This is a genomic window from Collinsella sp. zg1085 (assembly GCF_018889955.1).
GTDB lineage: Bacteria > Actinomycetota > Coriobacteriia > Coriobacteriales > Coriobacteriaceae > Collinsella.
Genome location: NZ_CP076545.1, coordinates 26,140 through 44,757, shown reverse-complemented (window position 1 = coordinate 44,757; position 18,618 = coordinate 26,140). Strand labels below are relative to the sequence as shown.

Genomic DNA, 18,618 nt, shown 5'->3' with positions numbered 1-18,618 from the left:
TTTGACAGAAACGGGCAATCTGGCAGTAAATTCTGACAAAAACGGGCAATATGGTAATTAACCCCCTACAGGTGAAAAATTGACAGTCCGTCTACCTGCGGTTTTATAAAATAACTACTGACCCACGGGGGTTCTACACTGCCAAATTGCCCATTTCTGTCAAAAGTGACATAAGTTGCTTATCAGACACTTTTATATTGCCTGTTCCCATACTAGGTTTCCATGAAGCTCTTAATAAGCTGTGCACGTGTCTCTAAATACAACTGCTTCGCAGTCTCGTCTGCTGCAACAAGTGCAACGTTGCTCAACTGATTAAAACTCAAATCCACCAAACCTGGCGACTGAGGCAAAACCACCTCTTCATCATCAAGCGCTAACTTTGAAAAGGGAGAATCGAGCATCATATAGGCATGCAAAACTGCCTGGCGCTCAGGAGCAGGATTTAAGAAGAGCAGGTACTTATTACCTTTTGTCATAGGAACGCCGCCCAATTGATAGCTACTGCTCCCCCAAAATACCCGCTCTGACGGTATGCCTTCCAGGGCAAGCGGTTCATAAACCGAAATAACCTGACCTTCCTTAACAGTGCCAAGCTCATGTGCACCCTTATTTGAATTTGCTGCTTTATAAACATGAAGCACACGAACTGCGCGAAGCATGCTTTGATAACTCAACTGTGGCTTATCTTCTACAACGCCTTCCACAATGAGTTGAGCTGTTGGCAATAGTTTTGAGGGCTTATTCTCAGGTACAAACTCCAACTGCTTCTGATAATGCTCAACCGAGAACGGTCCCACGCGATAAGGAATTTGCATCAGCTGCTCATAGTTAACATTAAGGTTGCTATAGCTTAGACGGGTCACTATAGATATACCTACAACAACAAGCAACAATACTATCCATACCCGATGAACTGAAACTATGGAGCGCAGGTCTTTGCGTACAGTATGCTGGCGTCTCATAGCGCATCAACCTTTGACAATACGCCCTCATACATGGTGTACCGAGAATCTGAAATTGCGTCTAGTTCGTCTTTATCATGCGACACCACAACAATCAGCGCACCGCGATTCCGCTCCTCAAACAGTATAGAGCGCACAAGTGCCTTCCCCGATTCGTCCAAGGCGTTGGTTGGCTCATCAAGCAAAATCAGTTGTGGCTGGTCCATAATCGCCTGAGCAATATACAGGCGCTGCCTCATACCGAGGCTATATGAACGAATTGGCCGTTTATCGTGAGGGTTCAGCTCAACACGTTCAAGCGCGTGTTGAACCTTATCATTTGTAGTATTACCTTTTACCTGCGCCAGAAGCTTTAGATTCTCTGCTCCGCTTAACTCGTCCCACAACGCAATAGGCTCAATTAAAATCCCCATGCTTTCTGGAAATGACCCATTTGTACCGAGACTCTTTCCCCAAACTTCAATAGTTCCTTGATTAATATGTAGAAGACCAGCGATTGCGCGCAAAAGCATAGTTTTTCCAGAACCGTTTGGACCAGAAATACCCACAATATGCGCCGCTGGAAATTCGGCGGTTGCTGATGCTAAAACCTGTCGGTCTTTAATATGCTTTGAAACCTTATGTATGCGAACTGCAATGTGTTGGTCTGTGTTACTTAGGTTTACCATGACAGCTTCCTTACAAGCCCCGTTGAGTATTAACTGCATGAATACCAAGGTCAAGTGTCTGATAAGCAAAAAACTGCGTTAGGAGCGCCGCCGAACATATAAGCCCTAAAACTGAGCACTGATAGGGCAGATAGGGCACATTATTTGAGCTTGCAAGCGTTAAGCTCCACCCAATACTAGGTAGACCGCCGCCCACTACTGTCTGCGCCATAAAATCCCATATGCCATATAAACACAGTGCTAAAAATGAGAAACTCGAAACCCCTGTTAGAAGATATAAGCTATTTGCAAAAAGACAAAGCGCCGCGATAAAAATAGCTTGCATAATGCAGCGCATAAAAAGGTCAATAAAAGAAGTCTCTTGTAGCGGAAGCCCTAAAATCGCAAGAATGCTTACATTCAGAACTCCCGATATAAAGATGCCAAACGTAATTGCTCGTTGCAGTGATTGCATTGCCGCAGCTAAACGTGAAGGTGCTGCTACAAGCACCAAGCTTGAACTCTGAAAACGAATAACCTTTAGATACCAATATGCGCACAGCGGAATAATTACAAACCCTGCTATATGAATACCTTGCACAAAAAGATATTGAGTGTCCCAAGTTGATAGTTCACTATGATTTTGCAGGTAAATAAATTGAGATATTCGTAATACCAATAAGCTGACAAACATAATAATCGCCATACGATTTCGTTTAATCAGCATAGTAAGAAGGGCGTTCATATGCATATATCCCTTCTCTTTCCTGCAACCAAAATAAAACAAACAAGAGAAAGAATCGCAAGCACAAGAGGATATGCCATCATAAGTGGAATTTCAGCGGTGCTCACGTTGTAGCTGGGATACGACAGACGATAGAACAAATACTGTGTTCCTCCACTCAGTAAAAGGGGGAACAGCTGATATGCCACAACAAATAGCAAGGTTGGAGACACTAAACCAATCGCACGGCTCCGCTTAAATAGCAGTGAAAGCCCGCACGATAATAAAGCCGAAAAACCTCCCCATACAGCTGTCCAAATCAGATATATCCCGTTATAGATAAAAGGTTGAGTTGCCCAAAGCTCATGGAATGCATACGACGATGGAATAACATCAACATAAAGCGGTGTGCCGAATGCACCCTCAAATGTTCCCTGCAGGGGAAACATAAGCAATGCAACAAGCTGTAACAAACCAAGAGTGGTAGCAATAAGCAAAAACCCAGATATAAAGCTGCAAAGTGCATGAGCTCCTAGATAAGAACCTATTGAGCTTTGACTGATTATGAGCGACGCTGTGCCACCACGCAGCTCCTCTTGTCCTGCATCTGCACATGCAAGCGCAGCAACAAACATCAAGACAAAATGAAGAAATACGCGACTTGAATTGTTTTGCAACGCGTCAAAATTCCAAGCCTAACCATATGCCGCAGAAGGAAGCTGGCTTACATCAAGTCCATAAAAACGAAATGCCAGCTCTAATGTTGCAAACAAAACAAAAACCAAGCACACGGTTACCGCTATTTTGAACTGGAGTCGCTGGGGCAATCTGTGTATGTAAACCCTACAAAGACGAAGTGTTTTCATAACGCGCTCCCAAGTTGAGCGAATAAAAGCCGAGGAGATGTACAACAAATCCCTTGTGACATGTCTATATTATAGCGGGATATTGAGGGGTTTCATATACATCAGCGACATAAAGAGTTTTCACGTGCATAGCTCACATAGCTTTTGACAAAAACGGGCAATCTGGCAGTAAATTCTGACAAAAATGGGCAATGTGGTAATTAACCCCCTACAGGCGAAAAATCGGCAATCCGTTTACCTGCGGTTTTATAAAATCACTACCAACCCACGGGGGTTCTACACTGCCAAATTGCCCATTTCTGTCAAAAGTGACATAAATTGCTTATTAGGCAGTATGCTTATATATGGTACTTATACAACGAAAACTACCTCATCAATCGAGGTACGCAAGCTATTTGCACCTAGAAAAGCTTGAAACCACCTCATCAACCGAAGTTCAGAGGCTCTCTACGCCCAAGAAAACGGGGCAGCCCATAAGGATAGTGGGACAGCGCTCGGCACAAATCGGAGCACCAACACCGGCCGCTGCCAACGCCGCCGCGCGCCAAGAGCTACCTTACTGGTTGCTCTCTTCCCAGCTTTTGTCTTGGTACTTCTTGCTCACTTCATCTTGAGCAAACACCGGGTTTTCCGACAAATTCCTTGGCACATAGCCTTCCATGAACTTACCCCGGCTGAAACGTTCAGGAATGGCCACCGGATATGCGCCGGTAAAACAAGCCTCACAATAGCCACCAGCCGGAACACAGGTGCGCAGACCTTCAACCGACAAAAACGCCAGCGAATCAGCACCAATAAGCTCGCGAATTTCTTCAACGCTCTTATTTGCGCTAATCAACTGAGCCTGCACATCGGTATCAATGCCATAAAAACACGGCCACACAACCTCAGGCGAATTGATGCGCACATGAATTTCCCGAGCGCCTGCCTGCCGCAGCATACGCACCAGCTGCACCATGGTTGTACCACGCACAATGGAGTCGTCAATTACCACAAGGCGTTTACCAGCGATGTTATCGCGCAAAGGGTTTAGCTTCATGCGCACGCCCATGGCGCGTAGCTCCTGGGTTGGCTCAATAAAAGTTCGCGCCACATAACGGTTTTTGATAAGCCCTTCGCCAAAAGGCAAACCGCTCTCACGAGCAAAACCTTCTGCCGGCGGCAAACCAGAATCAGGTACACCAATTACCATATCAGCATCAGCAGGTGCCTCACGCGCCAACTGCCGACCCATATCATACCGGCAGGCATAGACCGACTTGCCGTTCATGATGCTATCGGGACGCGCAAAATACACCTGTTCAAACACACAGTTTGCAGCGGTTTTTGCCGCAGGAACTCCCTGCTCAGATACCAAGCCCTGAGCGTTAATGCGCAAAATCTCGCCTGGGCGAATATCGCGCACGTATTCTGCTCCCACAATATCAAGCGCACAGGTTTCGGAGGCAACTACCCAGCCGCTACCAGATGCATACGTACCATCTGCGTTTGCCTCAGCCTCCGCCGGTAGCTTAGAAACCTGCTCAAGGTCTACTTGGTCAAGCCCTTGGTCTACAAGGCGACCCAGCACCAACGGACGCAAACCATGCGGATCGCGAAACGCATAAAGCGCTTCCTCGTTAATAAGTGTCATAGCATAGCCACCACGCACCAGCTCCATGGTTTTACGGATACCTTCGCGCAGATGATTGGTGGCTTGTGTAAAGTAGCCAATTAACTTTGCAGCAACCTCAGAATCTGAGTTAGATAAAAACGGAACGCCGAGGTTAATAAGCTGACGGCGCAGCTCATCGGTGTTAACCAGCGTGCCGTTATGAGCAAGCGCAATAATAACGTCGTTGATGGTTGAGAGATGCGGCTGAGCGGCTTCCCAGCTCTTAGACCCTGCCGTAGCATAGCGCACATGTCCAATAGCAAGCTCACCAGGCAAGGCGCTCAAATCGGCATTTGAAAATACATGACCTACAAGACCAAGGTCCTTGCGCACCATTACGGTACCGCCATCGCCCGCAGCAATTCCTGCCGACTCCTGACCGCGGTGCTGCAATGCCCGCAAGCCAAAATAGGTTAAACGAGCAGCGTCACGCCCCGGCGCCCATACACCAAAAACGCCACATTCCTCATGAAGCGTATCATCACATTGTACGTGAGAGGTTCCCTGAGCCATGCGCTCCCCTTGCCTATCAAGTTGCATACGCGCTGATTATGACAGAGAACGCTCCTTGCACCCAATGAAACACACACAACACAAGCTTAGCGTCTGCTACAGTTGTGCATAGCTATTACTGCTCTTGATAGGAGATGCATGTCAGAACCTCTATCAAGGTTTTCTCAAAGCCCTCATACTTCAGATGCGGCAGATGCCGTAAGCGATAACGCAGCTGCTGGTCTGGGTAGTGCTCACGGTGCGCTGGACGGTGGTTTGCAGGATATGCCAGGCAGCAACGCTCATGCTGTACCATGCAGCGACTACTCGCATGGTTCGCCACGCGGTAACTCTCACGGTGTGCCAAGTAGCATTTCCCATAGCTCGCCAAACGCCGTCTTGCAAGATGCGCCAACCGGCACCCCTCACGAGACGCGCTCTATTCCGTTAGGTGTCAAGCTCTATGGGTTTATTTGCCTTATCTACGGTGGATTGGGAACCGTACTCTTAACGGTTGCTTTTACATATTCATTCATGCAACTTGTTACCAATCCTCAATCACTGCGCCTTGGCAATGACCCTATGACCTTGGTCATCATTAACGTTGTTGCCTTTGTGCTGTCTTTATTTGGCTCTGCTGGGCTTGCCGTGCTTGGTTGGTCGCTTCTCAAAAACGAGCGCCGCAATGCTGGGCGTTGGGCTTACACGCTTATCTTTGTGGGCATAGCCGAAATTCTATCCAGCATTATGTCAAGCGGTCTGTCGCTCACGCTGTTGATACCTTTTGCACAGGTCATCATCTTAATTGTGCTCTCAGCTCGTATTGACCCAGAGCTTGTACGCGAACGCGAGCTGAAAGGCCGCATGGAGCGCAAGCTTGACGAAATACAAGACCGCGCAGCCGCCGAAGAAGGCTTACTTGGACGTGACCTCTCAGGCGCGGGATACATCAAACTCAACTTTTTTAACCTGTTTTGGGTCTTTGTTGTTTGTAGTGTTATAGGTCTTGTACTAGAAATTATTTGGCATATGGCGATTGTTGACCCAGGCGTATATCAAGACCGCGCGGGACTGCTCTACGGACCGTTCTCCCCCATTTATGGCTTTGGCGCGCTTCTTATGACTTGCGTGCTCAATCGCTTTTATCGCAGCAATCCCCTATTTATTTTCTTGGTGAGCGCAGCCATTGGAGGCGCGTTTGAGATGGCTGTTAGCCTTTTTATGCAGTTAGGTTTTGGAGCCATTGCTTGGGATTATAGCTCGGCAACGCTCTTTGGGCTTATTCCTGACCCCATTGCTGTTCTTTGTCACGGGCGAACCAGCAGCTTTTTTGCAGGTATGTGGGGTGTATTGGGTCTGATATGGATTCGCCTGTTGCTTCCGCGCCTGCTCAACTTTATCAATCTCATTCCATGGAAATGGCGCTATTCAGTAACATCTGTCGGTGCTGTTCTTATGCTCATTAACTGCCTCATGACCCTCGGCGCACTCGACTGCTGGTTCCAACGAGTCTCAGGTACCGAGCCAACCATCGCGCTCCAGCAGTTTTATGCCACCTACTACAACAACGACTACATGCAGCATCGCTTTCAGAGTATGACCATACACCCACGACAATCAAGCCGCGTGCAATAGGCTATTCTCCCTCAGCAGGAGCCTCGCCACCTTCTGCAGGTGCTGCATCGCCAGTTTGCTCAGCAGCTGCCTCACCAGCACCCTGCTCTCCCGCAGCGGCCACCCCAGCTTGACCACGCGGCACCACCTCAACCAGCTGACACACCATAGCTGCACGCGTAGTACGCGGAATAATCTCACCCGCGCAGGTTACAAGCGTCAACACCTGCTGCGTCTGGTCGATACGCGCCTCTGCATCAGCTGCCTTAGCCTTGGCCTGTCCTAGGCTTGCACGCAGATAATCGGCAAGTGTTTGGTCACCCGCAAAGTTTGGAACACGTGCATCGTTATAGGTGTCTTCAACCTGCATGGTAAACAGCGGTGTTAGTTTATATGTTGCTTGGCGCGTGATGTAATAGACCGTCTTTACCGAATCAAAAGCCTCTTGATTAAGGGTGTCATCAATGTACTTAAACATGCTGCCGTCATACATATGGTGACCATAAATTGTTGTTTGCTGGTCAACCATGCCTGGCTTGTTGTTGTCCATATCCATAAAGATAGAACCAGCACCGTTGCCCGACAAATCAAACAGCTTAGAAAGATACGTCTCGTTGTTGTCAGTTTGCACCACCGGATAGTTAATAACGGTATTGGGCACATAAACCCAGCCAACAACATCGGGGTTGATTTTTTCAAGCTCGTCAAAATTGACATCAGGAATACCGTCGCCCGCATCATCTGATACCGCAAATTGCTCAAGCTTTTTATATGAACCCTGAGCAGCCTGATAACCAAGCTGAGCATTGATAAAAATGCCTGCTGCAACTAAAAGCAAAACCACACCGAGCACAATCAGCACGGTTGAAATAATATCGCGTGCCGAGCGCTGCTTCTTACCAGAACCCTTTGCAGCGTTCTTTTTAGAAGCTCTTTTGCTAGCGCTATCGCCTGGTCTACCAGCACGGTTGCCATGTTTCAATGGTGCAGCTCCGACAGCCCCACCAACACCGGAAGCACCAGGAGCGCCGGGGGCCACCCGTTGAAGCGGGCGTGCTGCCACTGTCTGGCTTGGGTGAGCCGCATGACCCCCGCGTGGGAACGCCCGTCCAGCTCCCGCACCAGCTCCCGTGCCTGCGCTCGAACCGGCACCGGCACCAGCACCTACACCGGCACCAGCGCGTGCACTCGAACCCGTGCCCATACCGGCACCAGCACCTGCTGAGCCTGTAGAACGAAAATGACGGCCAGCAGCGCGGGGAGCGCCTGCAGGCGCGTTACCTTGTGATGTGCCTTGATTATCTTCGCGAAAACGCGCCATACGCGCTCCTTTCAGCGTCACGTACCAACACTAAACGTTGTAAGTTACGCTTCTGCCATCTCTTGCTTTAGTGTTTCTATTGCTTGGCGATATTCGGGCAAACTTGCACCTAGAATTTGCGTTGCATAAATAGCAGCGTTCTTTGCACCATTAATTGCCACACAGGCAACCGGCACACCAGATGGCATCTGCACCATTGAAAGCAAAGAGTCCATGCCGCCCAAATCGCTTGTTTTAATGGGAACACCCACCACCGGAAGCGGCGTAAAAGCAGCAACAACACCGCCTAAATGTGCAGCCTTACCTGCTGCAGCAATGATTACCTTCAAGCCACGCTCAGCAGCACTTGCCGCCCACTTGTGCACCTTATCAGGAGTGCGATGCGCACTTGCAACCACCAGCTCATACGGCACACCAAGGCTATCAAGTTCTTTCGTACATGCTTCCATAACGGACATGTCCGACTGAGAGCCCATGATAATACCTACAAGGGGTGTTTCTGTTTGTGCCATGCGTCCTCCCTAACGGTGTAATCAAAACTAGTCTCTAGTATATCCATCTCTGAGCTGTCTTAACTTTCGCAAGTTCAATGGCAAAAAATCTTGCGTCGCATCTCCATGAAGTGGCGCAGATAAACACAGGGTCTAAGGCATATGCCCTAGACCCTGTGCAGCGCAGACGTTGAGCTAGTGTTTATGCACTATGCATCTGTTTTCTCATTACGACGGCGCTTATAAAGAGCTCCAGCAACCAGTGCGGTGCCTGCTGCCGCAGAGGCAACGACCACACCCATTGTTGAATCACCAGTAGCAACAAGCTTTTGCTTGCCATCACTATGCGGTGCCCGACCTGTTGAGGAGTCGGTGGTGTTTGGTTTTGTGGTTCCCGGAATATTGGTTACACCGTTACCAGTGCCGCCATTATTACCCATAGCACCAGCGCCACCATTATTGCCGCTGCCACCCTGATTCTCAGATGCGTTCTCACTCTCAGAACCACCGTTATTGCTTGGTGGTGTGCCGGTAGACGAATCTGAGGTATTAGGTGTCGTGGTACCCGGAACGTCGGTTACGCCACCGCTCGTGCCACCACTTTCAGTGCCACTGTTGCCCGCATCACCAGGAGCCGCAACATTAGTCAAACCGTCAGCGGCGCTACGCAGCTGACTAAACGCAGCTTGAATACTTGCTTCGCTTGCATTCTCATCAGCAAGTACCTGCTTAGCATAAGCCAGAGCATTCTCAAACGCACGGACAGAATCAGGGGTCTTACCCGTAAGGTCAGAATCTTTAACCTTATCAACCAAAGCTTTGAGCGCTGTCTTATCCGCATGCTCGACCGAAGGAGCTACCGTCTGTGCCAATTTGGCGCGTGCCGAGGTGAGCGCATCACGTGCAGCATCTACTTCATCTTGTGATGCTTCGTCATCGGCAAGAATACGCTTAGCGTCTGCCAAAGCATTTGCAAACGGAGTCCATGTAGCATCGGTGTAGCCTTCTGCCTCAAGATGTTCGCCATCAATCTTGTTGATGAGGGTCTCAAGGTCTGCCTTCTCAGCCGGAGTCATTGGCGGACGAGCATAGAAGCGTGTCTCGGCAAGTGATGCATACTGATCGGCCTCGCTACCGCCGGCGTGCAAAATGTTGAGCTTGACGTAACGTGCACGTGTAGCACCAAAGCTCATCTGCTTCCACTCAGTACGGTCCTTTAACACGCGACCATCATTATCGAAGTTAAAGACACCAAGGCTGCGCGGTGTTTCTGCCTCAGCCGCAGAGCGGAATGCCGAGCGTGAGGCAGGAACAGCCTCATTAGCAGCTGCAAGACCAAATGCCTGAGGCGTATTAGCAACCAGCACTTCAACACTAAAGATGTCGCCGTTGGTACCAGAATCCTGACGTGGCAAGAATGTAACATCGGTTAGGTCGCGCTCTTCGCCTAGGTCATATACCAGCCATTGTGGCATTCCACGATGAGGAGCGTTGTAGTTGCTGTGCCAGATGGTTGTTGGGTCCTGGTCAAGCGTTGAGCCAACCGCTCCCTCAGGAGTAAGGTTCTCGGTTGCGGTGCTTGAAGCTGCCATCTGAGCAACACTCGACTGAGCATCCTTATTGATGAGGTTTTCATCTTTAACTGGGCGCATAACAAGCTCTGACAGTGCCTTTTCAAGTGCAAGCTGAGCAGCCTGAACGTTGGCTTTGGTTGGGTTCTCTTTTTTGAGTACCGCCTGAGCATCAGCAACCGCTTTAGTAAGCTTCTCCATGCTCGCCTTGGTATATACGCTGGCATGCTTGGAATTTGCCATATTGATAGCTGCTACTAAGCCTGTGGTATCAACACCAGCCTTAACCTCAAGCTCATAGCTTACGGTCTTGCTTTCATCCAGCTTAGATTTTGCCGTAATGGTTACCGTACCAGCTGCGTTGCCGCGTACATAGTAGTCTACGTTGTCACCGTTTTGTACCGCAGAAATGCTTGCGATAGCAGGGTTAGAAGACTCAACCGTGTAGTAGGGGTATACGTCGTCAGGCGTTCTCACGTCAGCCTTCACGGGAGCAAGGTCACCTTCATACAAGCTGCTTGGGTGCTCACCCAGTGCAATTGACTCAACTTTCGGAGTTGGAGTCATGTAGTTGAAGTTAATCTCACGCAAGGTAAGCATACGGTTGCTGGGGTTTGAACCCTTTGCAGTACCGGTTGAAGTTAGCGGAGTAATCTCAACCTTGGTAGCTTTCTTGTCCTTGTTATCCTCAGACACCTGCAAGGTGTACTTAGCCTGCATGCTGTCAAAGGCACCACCCGCAAACTCCTGCTGCGTACCATCTTCAAAGTGAATAACCGCACGCATAGACTGCATCGTACCATTGCCGCTGGGGCGATTTACTACCTCAACGTTATCAAGCACCGAAGGCTGCTTGAATGCAAAGTGCAGCGTTGAAGGCAGCTTGACATAATTTGGCAGCTCTTGTGCGCCGTCAAGATAATTGTTCTGCCAATCCCACTTGTACTCAAAGCCATTTGCTGTCTCGTTGTTGTCAAACAGCGCAGCAAATCCTGCGGGGTCTTGCAGCATCTTAGCAGCGTTGCTACCGTCATCGGTGGTTAGAACATCATTGGTGATGCTGGTATTGAAGGCATCCATCGGATACTCAGCGCGAGCAGACTGCGGAGCCTCTGGGAAGCTTACAGCCTCGGCAATCTTGTTTTCAATAGCATCACACTTGGGACCAACAAGCCATGTAGTGGTGGTTAAGTCAACCGCGCTATCCTGTTTAGCTTTAAGCTTAAAGCTGGCAACCACACCAGAGCCACTATAAAGTGCCTTGTCGCCATGGTTGGCAAAGGCAAGGTTTACCGACTGCTTACCATCGTTAAAGCCGCCTTGTGCCACGGAGAGGTTTTCCATGCCAGCAATAGACATATCTTGCTTAATACTGTCTTCAACCAGCTCAAACTTACTACCGTCATAGTGAAGTAGTGCACCAAGAGCATTAGCGTTCTTGATGTTGGTGCCATAGAGGTCAACAGTAACAACCTCACCAGCAGATACTTGCTGCTTGCTTACCACAGGCACCAAAGTACCTGCAATAGCACCATTCTTGGTGGTGCCACCATCAAGCTTTGACATGGTAAAGGCCATGTCGTAAACATCGTAGGCACCATTCAGGTTAAAGTCGGCGGCATGTGATTTAACATGCGTGTTCCACTCTTCAACCATCGGTGCGCGGTTCTCACGACCAAGCATATTGCCCTTGAGGTGCTGATAATCGGTATCGCCCACCGTTGCACCATAGGTTACCGAACCTACCTCAAATGCGCGGCTTCCATCTTTTTTGAATAGAGCAAGCTCGCCTGCAGAGAAGAATCCGCCGGCTGACTCCAAGTTGGTAAGGCGTAAATAGCGCGCAATGATACCAGTTAAGTCAACGGTCTTATCATCAAACTTACCAGCACCGGTATTGTCCCAAACACCTGCATCATGCTCTTGCCAATGCACGCCGTCCAAGCTTGTCTCAACCTTCATGCGTTTGATATTGCCGTTGCCAGCGTTATCTTGACGCGGTGTATAAACAAACTTGTCAAGCTGGTACGCCTTGCCATAATCAAGCGTAAGAGGCACACCAACGGTGTTTCCATTTGTTGAGTGGAACATCTGACCCTTATTGTGGTCAAAGGCATTCTTAAATGCACCCCAGCTGTCGCCCAGTTTCCAGTCATTGGCTACAGGCTTTGGAACATTGCGCCATGGGTCTTGCAGTGATGCTGTTGTAATGGAGTCGCTCCACTGCGAGAAGCCATCTTTGTTGCGCGAACGAATGCGATAGGTATGTGTGCTGTTATAAGGCAGATGCTGATGGTTATACGAATCAACATCACCCATGTTAAAGACTACGCCGTCGGCTTCAACCTCGTAATCAGTAGCGCCCTCAACCTTGGTCCATGTAAGCGCAATGCTGGTAGGAGTCTTAGTCTCCTCAGCGGCTGCTAAATTGGTGGGTACCGCAAGGCTCTCATTGAGACCCATAACCGGTAGCTTGCCGTCGTTCTTAAAGCCAGAAACCGTCAACGTTTGAACGGTTGTCTTCACGTCGGTCTTAGCAAACTTTACCATCAGCTTAGGCGTGGTGGTAATAGCCGTAGCACTAAAGCCCTCGTTGCGTACAGCCTCATCTGCGGCTGTTGCGTTGTAGTTAAGGTTAGGCGCGGCGTTATAGAAGTAGACTGCCTCACCCTCAGCAGGGGTTGCTGCCTTAAATTCTGCCTCGCTGCTTACCTTCTTAATGGTAAGTGCGGCATCCCCGTTCTTAGCAACAACGCCTGTAGGCTCAGCAGAAACATTTACCACAAATGTGCTGGTGCGGTTGGAGTTGTAGCCCTCATAGTTACCTGTTGAAGCTTCGGCGGTAAAAGTTGCCTCGTCGCCATTTACCGACGAGGTAAAGTGCGTTGATACATGCTCACCGTAGGAAATCTTTTCCTGCTTGCCGTATTCAGCATCGCTGGTATCAATATTGTTCTCAATAAAGGTACCAGTATCTTCAAACGAGGTGTACTCACCCTTACCGTTGGTGGCAAAGAACTCAACAATGCGCTTTGAGCGGTCGATGTTTTGCGGATTCATGCTGGGCTCCCACATAGGAATAATGGAGTTGCCCTTTACAAATACCGGAAGCTTCCAGATTGGCGCATCAAAGTTGTTGAGTACCTGTCCACCGCGATACTGCTTGCCGGTGAAATAGTCTGTCCAGATGGTGTTTTCATCACCTGGCAGGTAAATGCCGTTACGCACATCGTTGCCGTCACCCAAGCCACCGTTAGCGCTGTCGCCGTCGGTGTTTTGATAGACCGGTGCTACCAAGATATTGCCACCCATGGTGTACTCATACTGAGTAGCCTTGCTCAAAGCATAGTTAGAGTTTTCAGACAGCAAGATAGCGCGAACGAACGGAAGACCCGTGTCGTTGTTGCCAGTATCAATATTTGCTGCTGATGCTGCCGTTGTATAGATATAAGGCAGCAAGGTACTCTTGAGCTTGAGGTACATACGATTAATACCGGTGTACGGGTCACCATGCGTGTAAGGCATCTTGGCGTAGGTTCCCCAGCCGTCCATGTCAAGCATGAGCGGCGCGAATGTCTTAAACTGATAGTCGCGCGTAGCGATGATGGGGTGTCCGCCCCAAATACCGTCCATGTCAGAACCGGCATTCGGGTTACCTGAGAGGCTCTGACCAATAAAGGTAGGAATGTGGAAACGAATATATTCCCAGTTGCCGCCCACTTGGTCGCCCGACCAGATACCTACGTAGCGCTGTGAACCAGCCCAACCGTCCAAGGTAACAATGTTAGGACGAGTGCCCGTATTTCCCTTAGACGTGGTAACAATATCGTAGGCTTGCTTGGTACCATTTAGGCCAAAGGAATAGCCTGAACCTACCCACGCAACGTCAGTTTTAAGGGTGGATACGTTGCCTTTCTTAACCTCGTTTTCAAAGTCGCGCAACAGCTGCCAGAACGTTGCAGGATTTGAATTGGGAAGCAAGCTTGACTGTGTCCAAAGACCAGTATGCACACCCTTTGGATTGATGTACTCACTAAACTGACGCAGGTTATCTACGTTTGCAGCAATAGCTGCTAGACGCTCAGGAGAACTTGTACCATCGGGGTTAACACCACCGGTCATGTTATAGCCATTTTGACCATAACCAGCACCGTAGCCGTCATTAGGCAAGAAATAGCCCAGCGACATATCGCGGCTCAGATATTCGTCAACACGATTACGCGCTGAGAACTTCTCGCTAAAGGTTACACCGTTAGGAATTTTATCTGTAGAGACGGTGGGGCCAGTACCATTGAGCGTCTCTACCAGAGAGTTCTCTTGCATGGCGGTACCGGTGCCACCCTTTTCGTAGGTAACCTTTTCGTTTACATCTGCTGCGGACGCAGCGCCGTGACCCTTGATTTCCCACTTTCTATAACCAGGAAGCGCGGTATCAGACCACATGTCGCGGTTATATGCGTTGTAGTGACCAAGATAGAAAGCGTACTCAGGCAACAGAACAGGGTTACCGGTCACCTTGTAGTATTCACGCAACAACTCTTGGGCAACTTCGCGCGGGGTGGTTTTGTCGGTCACCATGTAGTACGCGTCAAACTCTGCCTCGTTATGAGAAGCAGCAACCTCGTCACCGTTGGATTTTCCAAAGTCGTAGGTACCCTGTGAGAAGGTGTTGCGCACAACACCATAGCCGCCACTTGACCAGTAGAAGGGGTTTGGTGATGATACGCCGCCATCTACATAGGTATTGTTGGTGATAATTTCAATGGCCTCGCCGGTGTGAATAAAGCGACCGTTTTGCGTACCGCCGCCAAAATAGTTCTCGCCGCTCGCCTTTTCAAGCTTCTGAACTGTTTTGTTGCCTATTGCAAGCGGAGCCACCTCGCGCAGCACTGTTTTGCTGCCCTTTTTAACCGAAAGCTTAGCCGTAGCTTTGTCAAGCACAACCGTTACGTCGCCGGCTTTAATCTCAAACGCGGTGGCAGTCTCGGTTACGGTAGCACGCGGCTTCTTATACAGTGGTGAAGCGTCTGGCTGAGCCGGAATCCTTCCCACATGGTCTCTGCTGCGCGGTACCGCATACTCAGAAAATTTGCCTGTTGGATCTACGTTATAACGGAAGATACCATCTTCCAAAAACGTAATCTTGCCAGGAACGTTGTCGTTAAAGGTAACGTTTACAACGTTCTCTTTTCCCTCTGCTACAGAAGCAGACTGCACTGATGTGAGGCTGCCCGAATACGTAGCACCAAAGACTGGAATTGGAGCGGCAAGTGGCGAGGCAATAGCAAAGGTAACCGCTGCTGCTGCCAGTATCTTCTTTACCGGAGATCCAGACTCGCTAACCTTGAACAGGTTAAAACCAGTTAGTTCCATACATACCTTCCCTTCTTCGACATCCATGCCATTTACTGCGCTCGACGCTTGTATAAGAAAAGCAGCTGGGCTCTCGGAAAACCCTTTTGGGTTCGATGTGACCTTTTGGTCAGCCGGTGTGACCCGTAGTCACGTACTCGAACACCCAACGATGCGTGCCATCCTCTACAAGGACATGCCTGCAGCATGAACTAACACTAAAGTACCCCCCCCCTGAACAAAACGCAGATAATACACGGCTCCTACCGGCAAACGGTATCAAAACGCCGGTAAGTGGTATTAAACTGGTATTATCTTTGTAAACAGGTATTAGATTGAGCAAACCATAGCCGCTAAAAAGCCGTTTGTGAGCGGCGCATCGTTCGTCACCAAAAGGGTTGAGCCTTGCTATGTTGCTACACATAACAAGGCTCAACACCAAGCAAATAAGCTCTATCAGCGGCACCTCAACCTAAAAAACGAGCTGCCACCAACCGGACGGTATAAGAGACTACTTATCTACACCAAAAGCAGGGCAAACTTCATATCACACACGGCGCGTACACTGTGGCGACCGCCTTTATCAAAACGGATAGTCTCACCAACGTGCAGCATATGCTCAACCCCCTCATAGATAACCTGAGCCTCACCCTCAATAACTACGAAGAGCGCATCTGAGGGAGCTGCATGCTCGTCAAGACCATGGCCAGCCTCGATACCCATAAGTACCAACTTGCACTGGTCGCTTTCTGCAAGTACCGTACGTGCAACTTGTCCCGGTTGATATGACACCAACTGAGCAAGTTCTACAACCGTACCAGCGTTTACCTGATGAATCATGAGGCTTCCTTTCTTTTATGCCTGTACACGTTAGCTTTAACAGCCCGTTGCTTGTCATCTTAAAGAAAGAAAGCCTCAAAAACGTTGTAAGTACAACAAATAGCCGAAGTTAGCGTGAAATCAATACCGCTACAGCTAAGCGGTTGCCAACAACTCTGCCACTTTGCCAAGCGTTGGCTCAAAACTCACACCGCGCAGCTCAAAGTCAGGCTGATGGCGCGTGAGCTGCATAGCATCGCGCACTAAATCGCCGGCAAAAACTACACTTTCGCGTAGGTCTTTTCCCGCAAACAGCGCCGCTGTTAAACCACTTGCAAAAAGGTCACCGGTTCCATGAAGCATATAGGGGAGCAACTCAGACTCAACTTCCTGCAAGGCGCCTGCATCGGTATCACGTGCGGCAAGATAGTTATAAATCAGAGCTTTACCTTCATGCACAATTCCCTTTATTACCACTGATTGTGCACCCATTTCAAGCAGGGCGTTGGCATAGACCTGTACACGCTCAACCGAAATATCCTGACCTTCATACGAAATACCCGTAAGAATTGAAGCCTCGGTAAGATTGGGTGTTAACACATGAGCCCCATCAACCAAATCACGCATAGCTTTGCACATATCTTCGGTATAGGTGGGATACATCTGACCAGCATCACCCATAACAGGGTCAACTATGCGCAGTGCACGAGGATACTCCCCATACAAACGCTGTATAACAGCAACTTGCTCAGCAGACCCAATAAAGCCTGAATACACGCCATCAAGCTCAATGCCCTCTTGCTGCCAAGCGTTGAGATATTCATTGAGCATTTGTGTTGTGTCATGCATATAAAACACGGGGAACTTTGTGTGTGCGCTAAATAGCGCAGTGGGAACGGGACACACATCAATACCTGCTGCTGAAAGCACCGGAATAGCAACCCCCAGTGAACATTTTCCATAGCCGCACATATCGTGTACGGCAGCAACGCGCGGGATATACAAACCCTCCCGTTGATACAAAACAGGGGCAGCAGTGCTGGTAATTGCGTTAGACATGGTTTCCTTCTTTCTTCCGCGGACTTATGGACCAGCGTACGTAAAAAGCATAACACGCTGATGCGTGCACAACCAAACCTGAGCTACTACATTATGAATGTGTTTCAAGGATATGAAGTATCCTTATACGCGGTGTGTTGAGCAGCTCGTTATCGAGCTTTGGATGCGCTCTTATCTCGTGCATCCCTAGGCTGCTTTTGAGCATGGCCACCTTTGAATATCTCTATACCGTGCAGGAGTTGTTCGCGCGTACGCTCTTCTTGTTGCTGATTAAACACTTTTTGGTTTATTGCATCTGCTTCAATAAGCGAGCTCACTGAGTTAACTTGATTTTGAATTTTGCGAGCGACCTTGTCGTCCATGCCAATTATCTTGAGCTTCCAATCAATATAATTTGAATGCTCTGAGACCTCTTTAGTCCACACGTAAGTCAAAATAGCGCGGCGCGTGCCCTGAGCAGGGATAAAGCCAAAGAACTTATTATGCTGAATGTTCCCTTTTCTATCTGTGATGGCGTAAACGTTATACACCACACGTTGAATCTTCTCGTTCAACAGGGCATTAGTAGCAAGAGCGGTTGACTGCACTTGCGTACTTGATAGCAGTTCAAGTTCGTTTTTTGAGCTGGTATCAGTTACCGAAACTTTAATTAAGCCTGCCGCCTCGTCTGCCTCATCTACATGCGACCACGCGGGAAACTGAGTAAAACCATTGCCCCACTCAACACCGGTTGCTAGGGCGTGCTCAACGTTAATTTTACTGGCGCTTTCAGACAAATTTGCCGTGCTTAAACGGCGACCAACACCATACCCAATCTGTAACACCAGCACAAAAAACAGCACCAACACAATAACAGCAAGAGCGGTTCTGCTAATTGCCCTACCTGCTGTTGAGCCCGATGGGTCAGTCAGACTAAGAGGGTCAATAGCGCGCTGAGGTGTGGCTTGAGCGTTGCCGCGCTTTATGTCAACAATGCCTGCCTCGTTAATCTGCGAAAACAGCCTAGTAATTTCTTCGGGAGACAGGCGAGAGGTACCGTGCATAGA

Annotated in this window: 12 protein-coding genes; 1 reads left to right on the top strand and 11 read right to left on the bottom strand. The window is 49.1% G+C overall.

Annotation, left to right across the window (positions count from 1 at the left end):
- Nucleotides 1–212 precede the first annotated feature (212 nt).
- From KPC83_RS00180 to purF, 5 genes are all read right to left on the bottom strand, one after another.
- Entirely contained in the window at nt 213–962 is a 750-nt protein-coding gene (locus KPC83_RS00180; RefSeq protein WP_216278594.1) for a hypothetical protein, read from the bottom strand.
- On the bottom strand, nt 959–1,630 hold the full coding sequence (locus KPC83_RS00175) for an ATP-binding cassette domain-containing protein (RefSeq protein ID WP_216278593.1): 672 nt from the start codon (nt 1,628–1,630) through the stop codon (nt 959–961). The genes KPC83_RS00180 and KPC83_RS00175 overlap by 4 nt, the downstream gene beginning before the upstream one ends.
- A 10-nt stretch (nt 1,631–1,640) precedes the next feature.
- On the bottom strand, nt 1,641–2,354 hold the full coding sequence (locus tag KPC83_RS00170; protein WP_216278592.1) for a hypothetical protein: 714 nt from the start codon (nt 2,352–2,354) through the stop codon (nt 1,641–1,643).
- Nucleotides 2,351–3,010: a hypothetical protein gene (locus tag KPC83_RS00165; protein ID WP_216278591.1), complete on the bottom strand. Its 660-nt coding sequence runs from the start codon at nt 3,008–3,010 to the stop codon at nt 2,351–2,353. Before KPC83_RS00165 ends, KPC83_RS00170 begins: the two co-directional genes overlap by 4 nt.
- A gap of 745 nt (nt 3,011–3,755) precedes the next feature.
- Nucleotides 3,756–5,366 carry an amidophosphoribosyltransferase gene (gene purF, locus KPC83_RS00160; RefSeq protein ID WP_216278590.1) on the bottom strand — a complete coding sequence of 537 codons (1,611 nt, stop codon included), beginning with the start codon at nt 5,364–5,366 and terminating at the stop codon, nt 3,756–3,758.
- A 138-nt stretch (nt 5,367–5,504) separates the two neighbouring features.
- Between purF and KPC83_RS00155 the strand changes: the two genes are divergently transcribed.
- Nucleotides 5,505–6,980: a putative ABC transporter permease gene (locus KPC83_RS00155; RefSeq protein WP_253200920.1), complete on the top strand. Its 1,476-nt coding sequence runs from the start codon at nt 5,505–5,507 to the stop codon at nt 6,978–6,980.
- Between the two features lies 1 nt (nt 6,981).
- On the opposite strand, the gene KPC83_RS00150 is transcribed toward KPC83_RS00155, so the two are convergent.
- The 6 genes from KPC83_RS00150 to KPC83_RS00125 all read right to left on the bottom strand — a co-directional run bounded on the left by KPC83_RS00150 (nt 6,982) and on the right by KPC83_RS00125 (nt 18,615).
- Nucleotides 6,982–8,280 (bottom strand): class B sortase, encoded by a 1,299-nt coding sequence (locus KPC83_RS00150; protein WP_253200919.1) that lies wholly within the window; start codon nt 8,278–8,280, stop codon nt 6,982–6,984.
- 44 nt (nt 8,281–8,324) lie between these two features.
- A complete protein-coding gene (purE, locus tag KPC83_RS00145; protein ID WP_216278589.1) occupies nt 8,325–8,792 on the bottom strand; it encodes a 5-(carboxyamino)imidazole ribonucleotide mutase in 468 nt (155 codons plus the stop codon).
- 188 nt (nt 8,793–8,980) lie between these two features.
- Nucleotides 8,981–15,715 (bottom strand): discoidin domain-containing protein, encoded by a 6,735-nt coding sequence (locus KPC83_RS00140; RefSeq protein WP_216278588.1) that lies wholly within the window; start codon nt 15,713–15,715, stop codon nt 8,981–8,983.
- Nucleotides 15,716–16,213: 498 nt separating this feature from the next.
- Complete coding sequence (locus tag KPC83_RS00135; RefSeq protein WP_216278587.1) at nt 16,214–16,534, bottom strand: cupin domain-containing protein; 321 nt, start codon at nt 16,532–16,534, stop codon at nt 16,214–16,216.
- Nucleotides 16,535–16,669: 135 nt separating this feature from the next.
- Nucleotides 16,670–17,572 (bottom strand): pyridoxamine kinase, encoded by a 903-nt coding sequence (locus KPC83_RS00130; protein WP_216278586.1) that lies wholly within the window; start codon nt 17,570–17,572, stop codon nt 16,670–16,672.
- Between the two features lie 149 nt (nt 17,573–17,721).
- Nucleotides 17,722–18,615, bottom strand: coding sequence for a hypothetical protein (locus KPC83_RS00125; protein ID WP_216278585.1), 894 nt, complete (start codon nt 18,613–18,615; stop codon nt 17,722–17,724).
- Between the last annotated feature and the right edge of the window lie 3 nt (nt 18,616–18,618).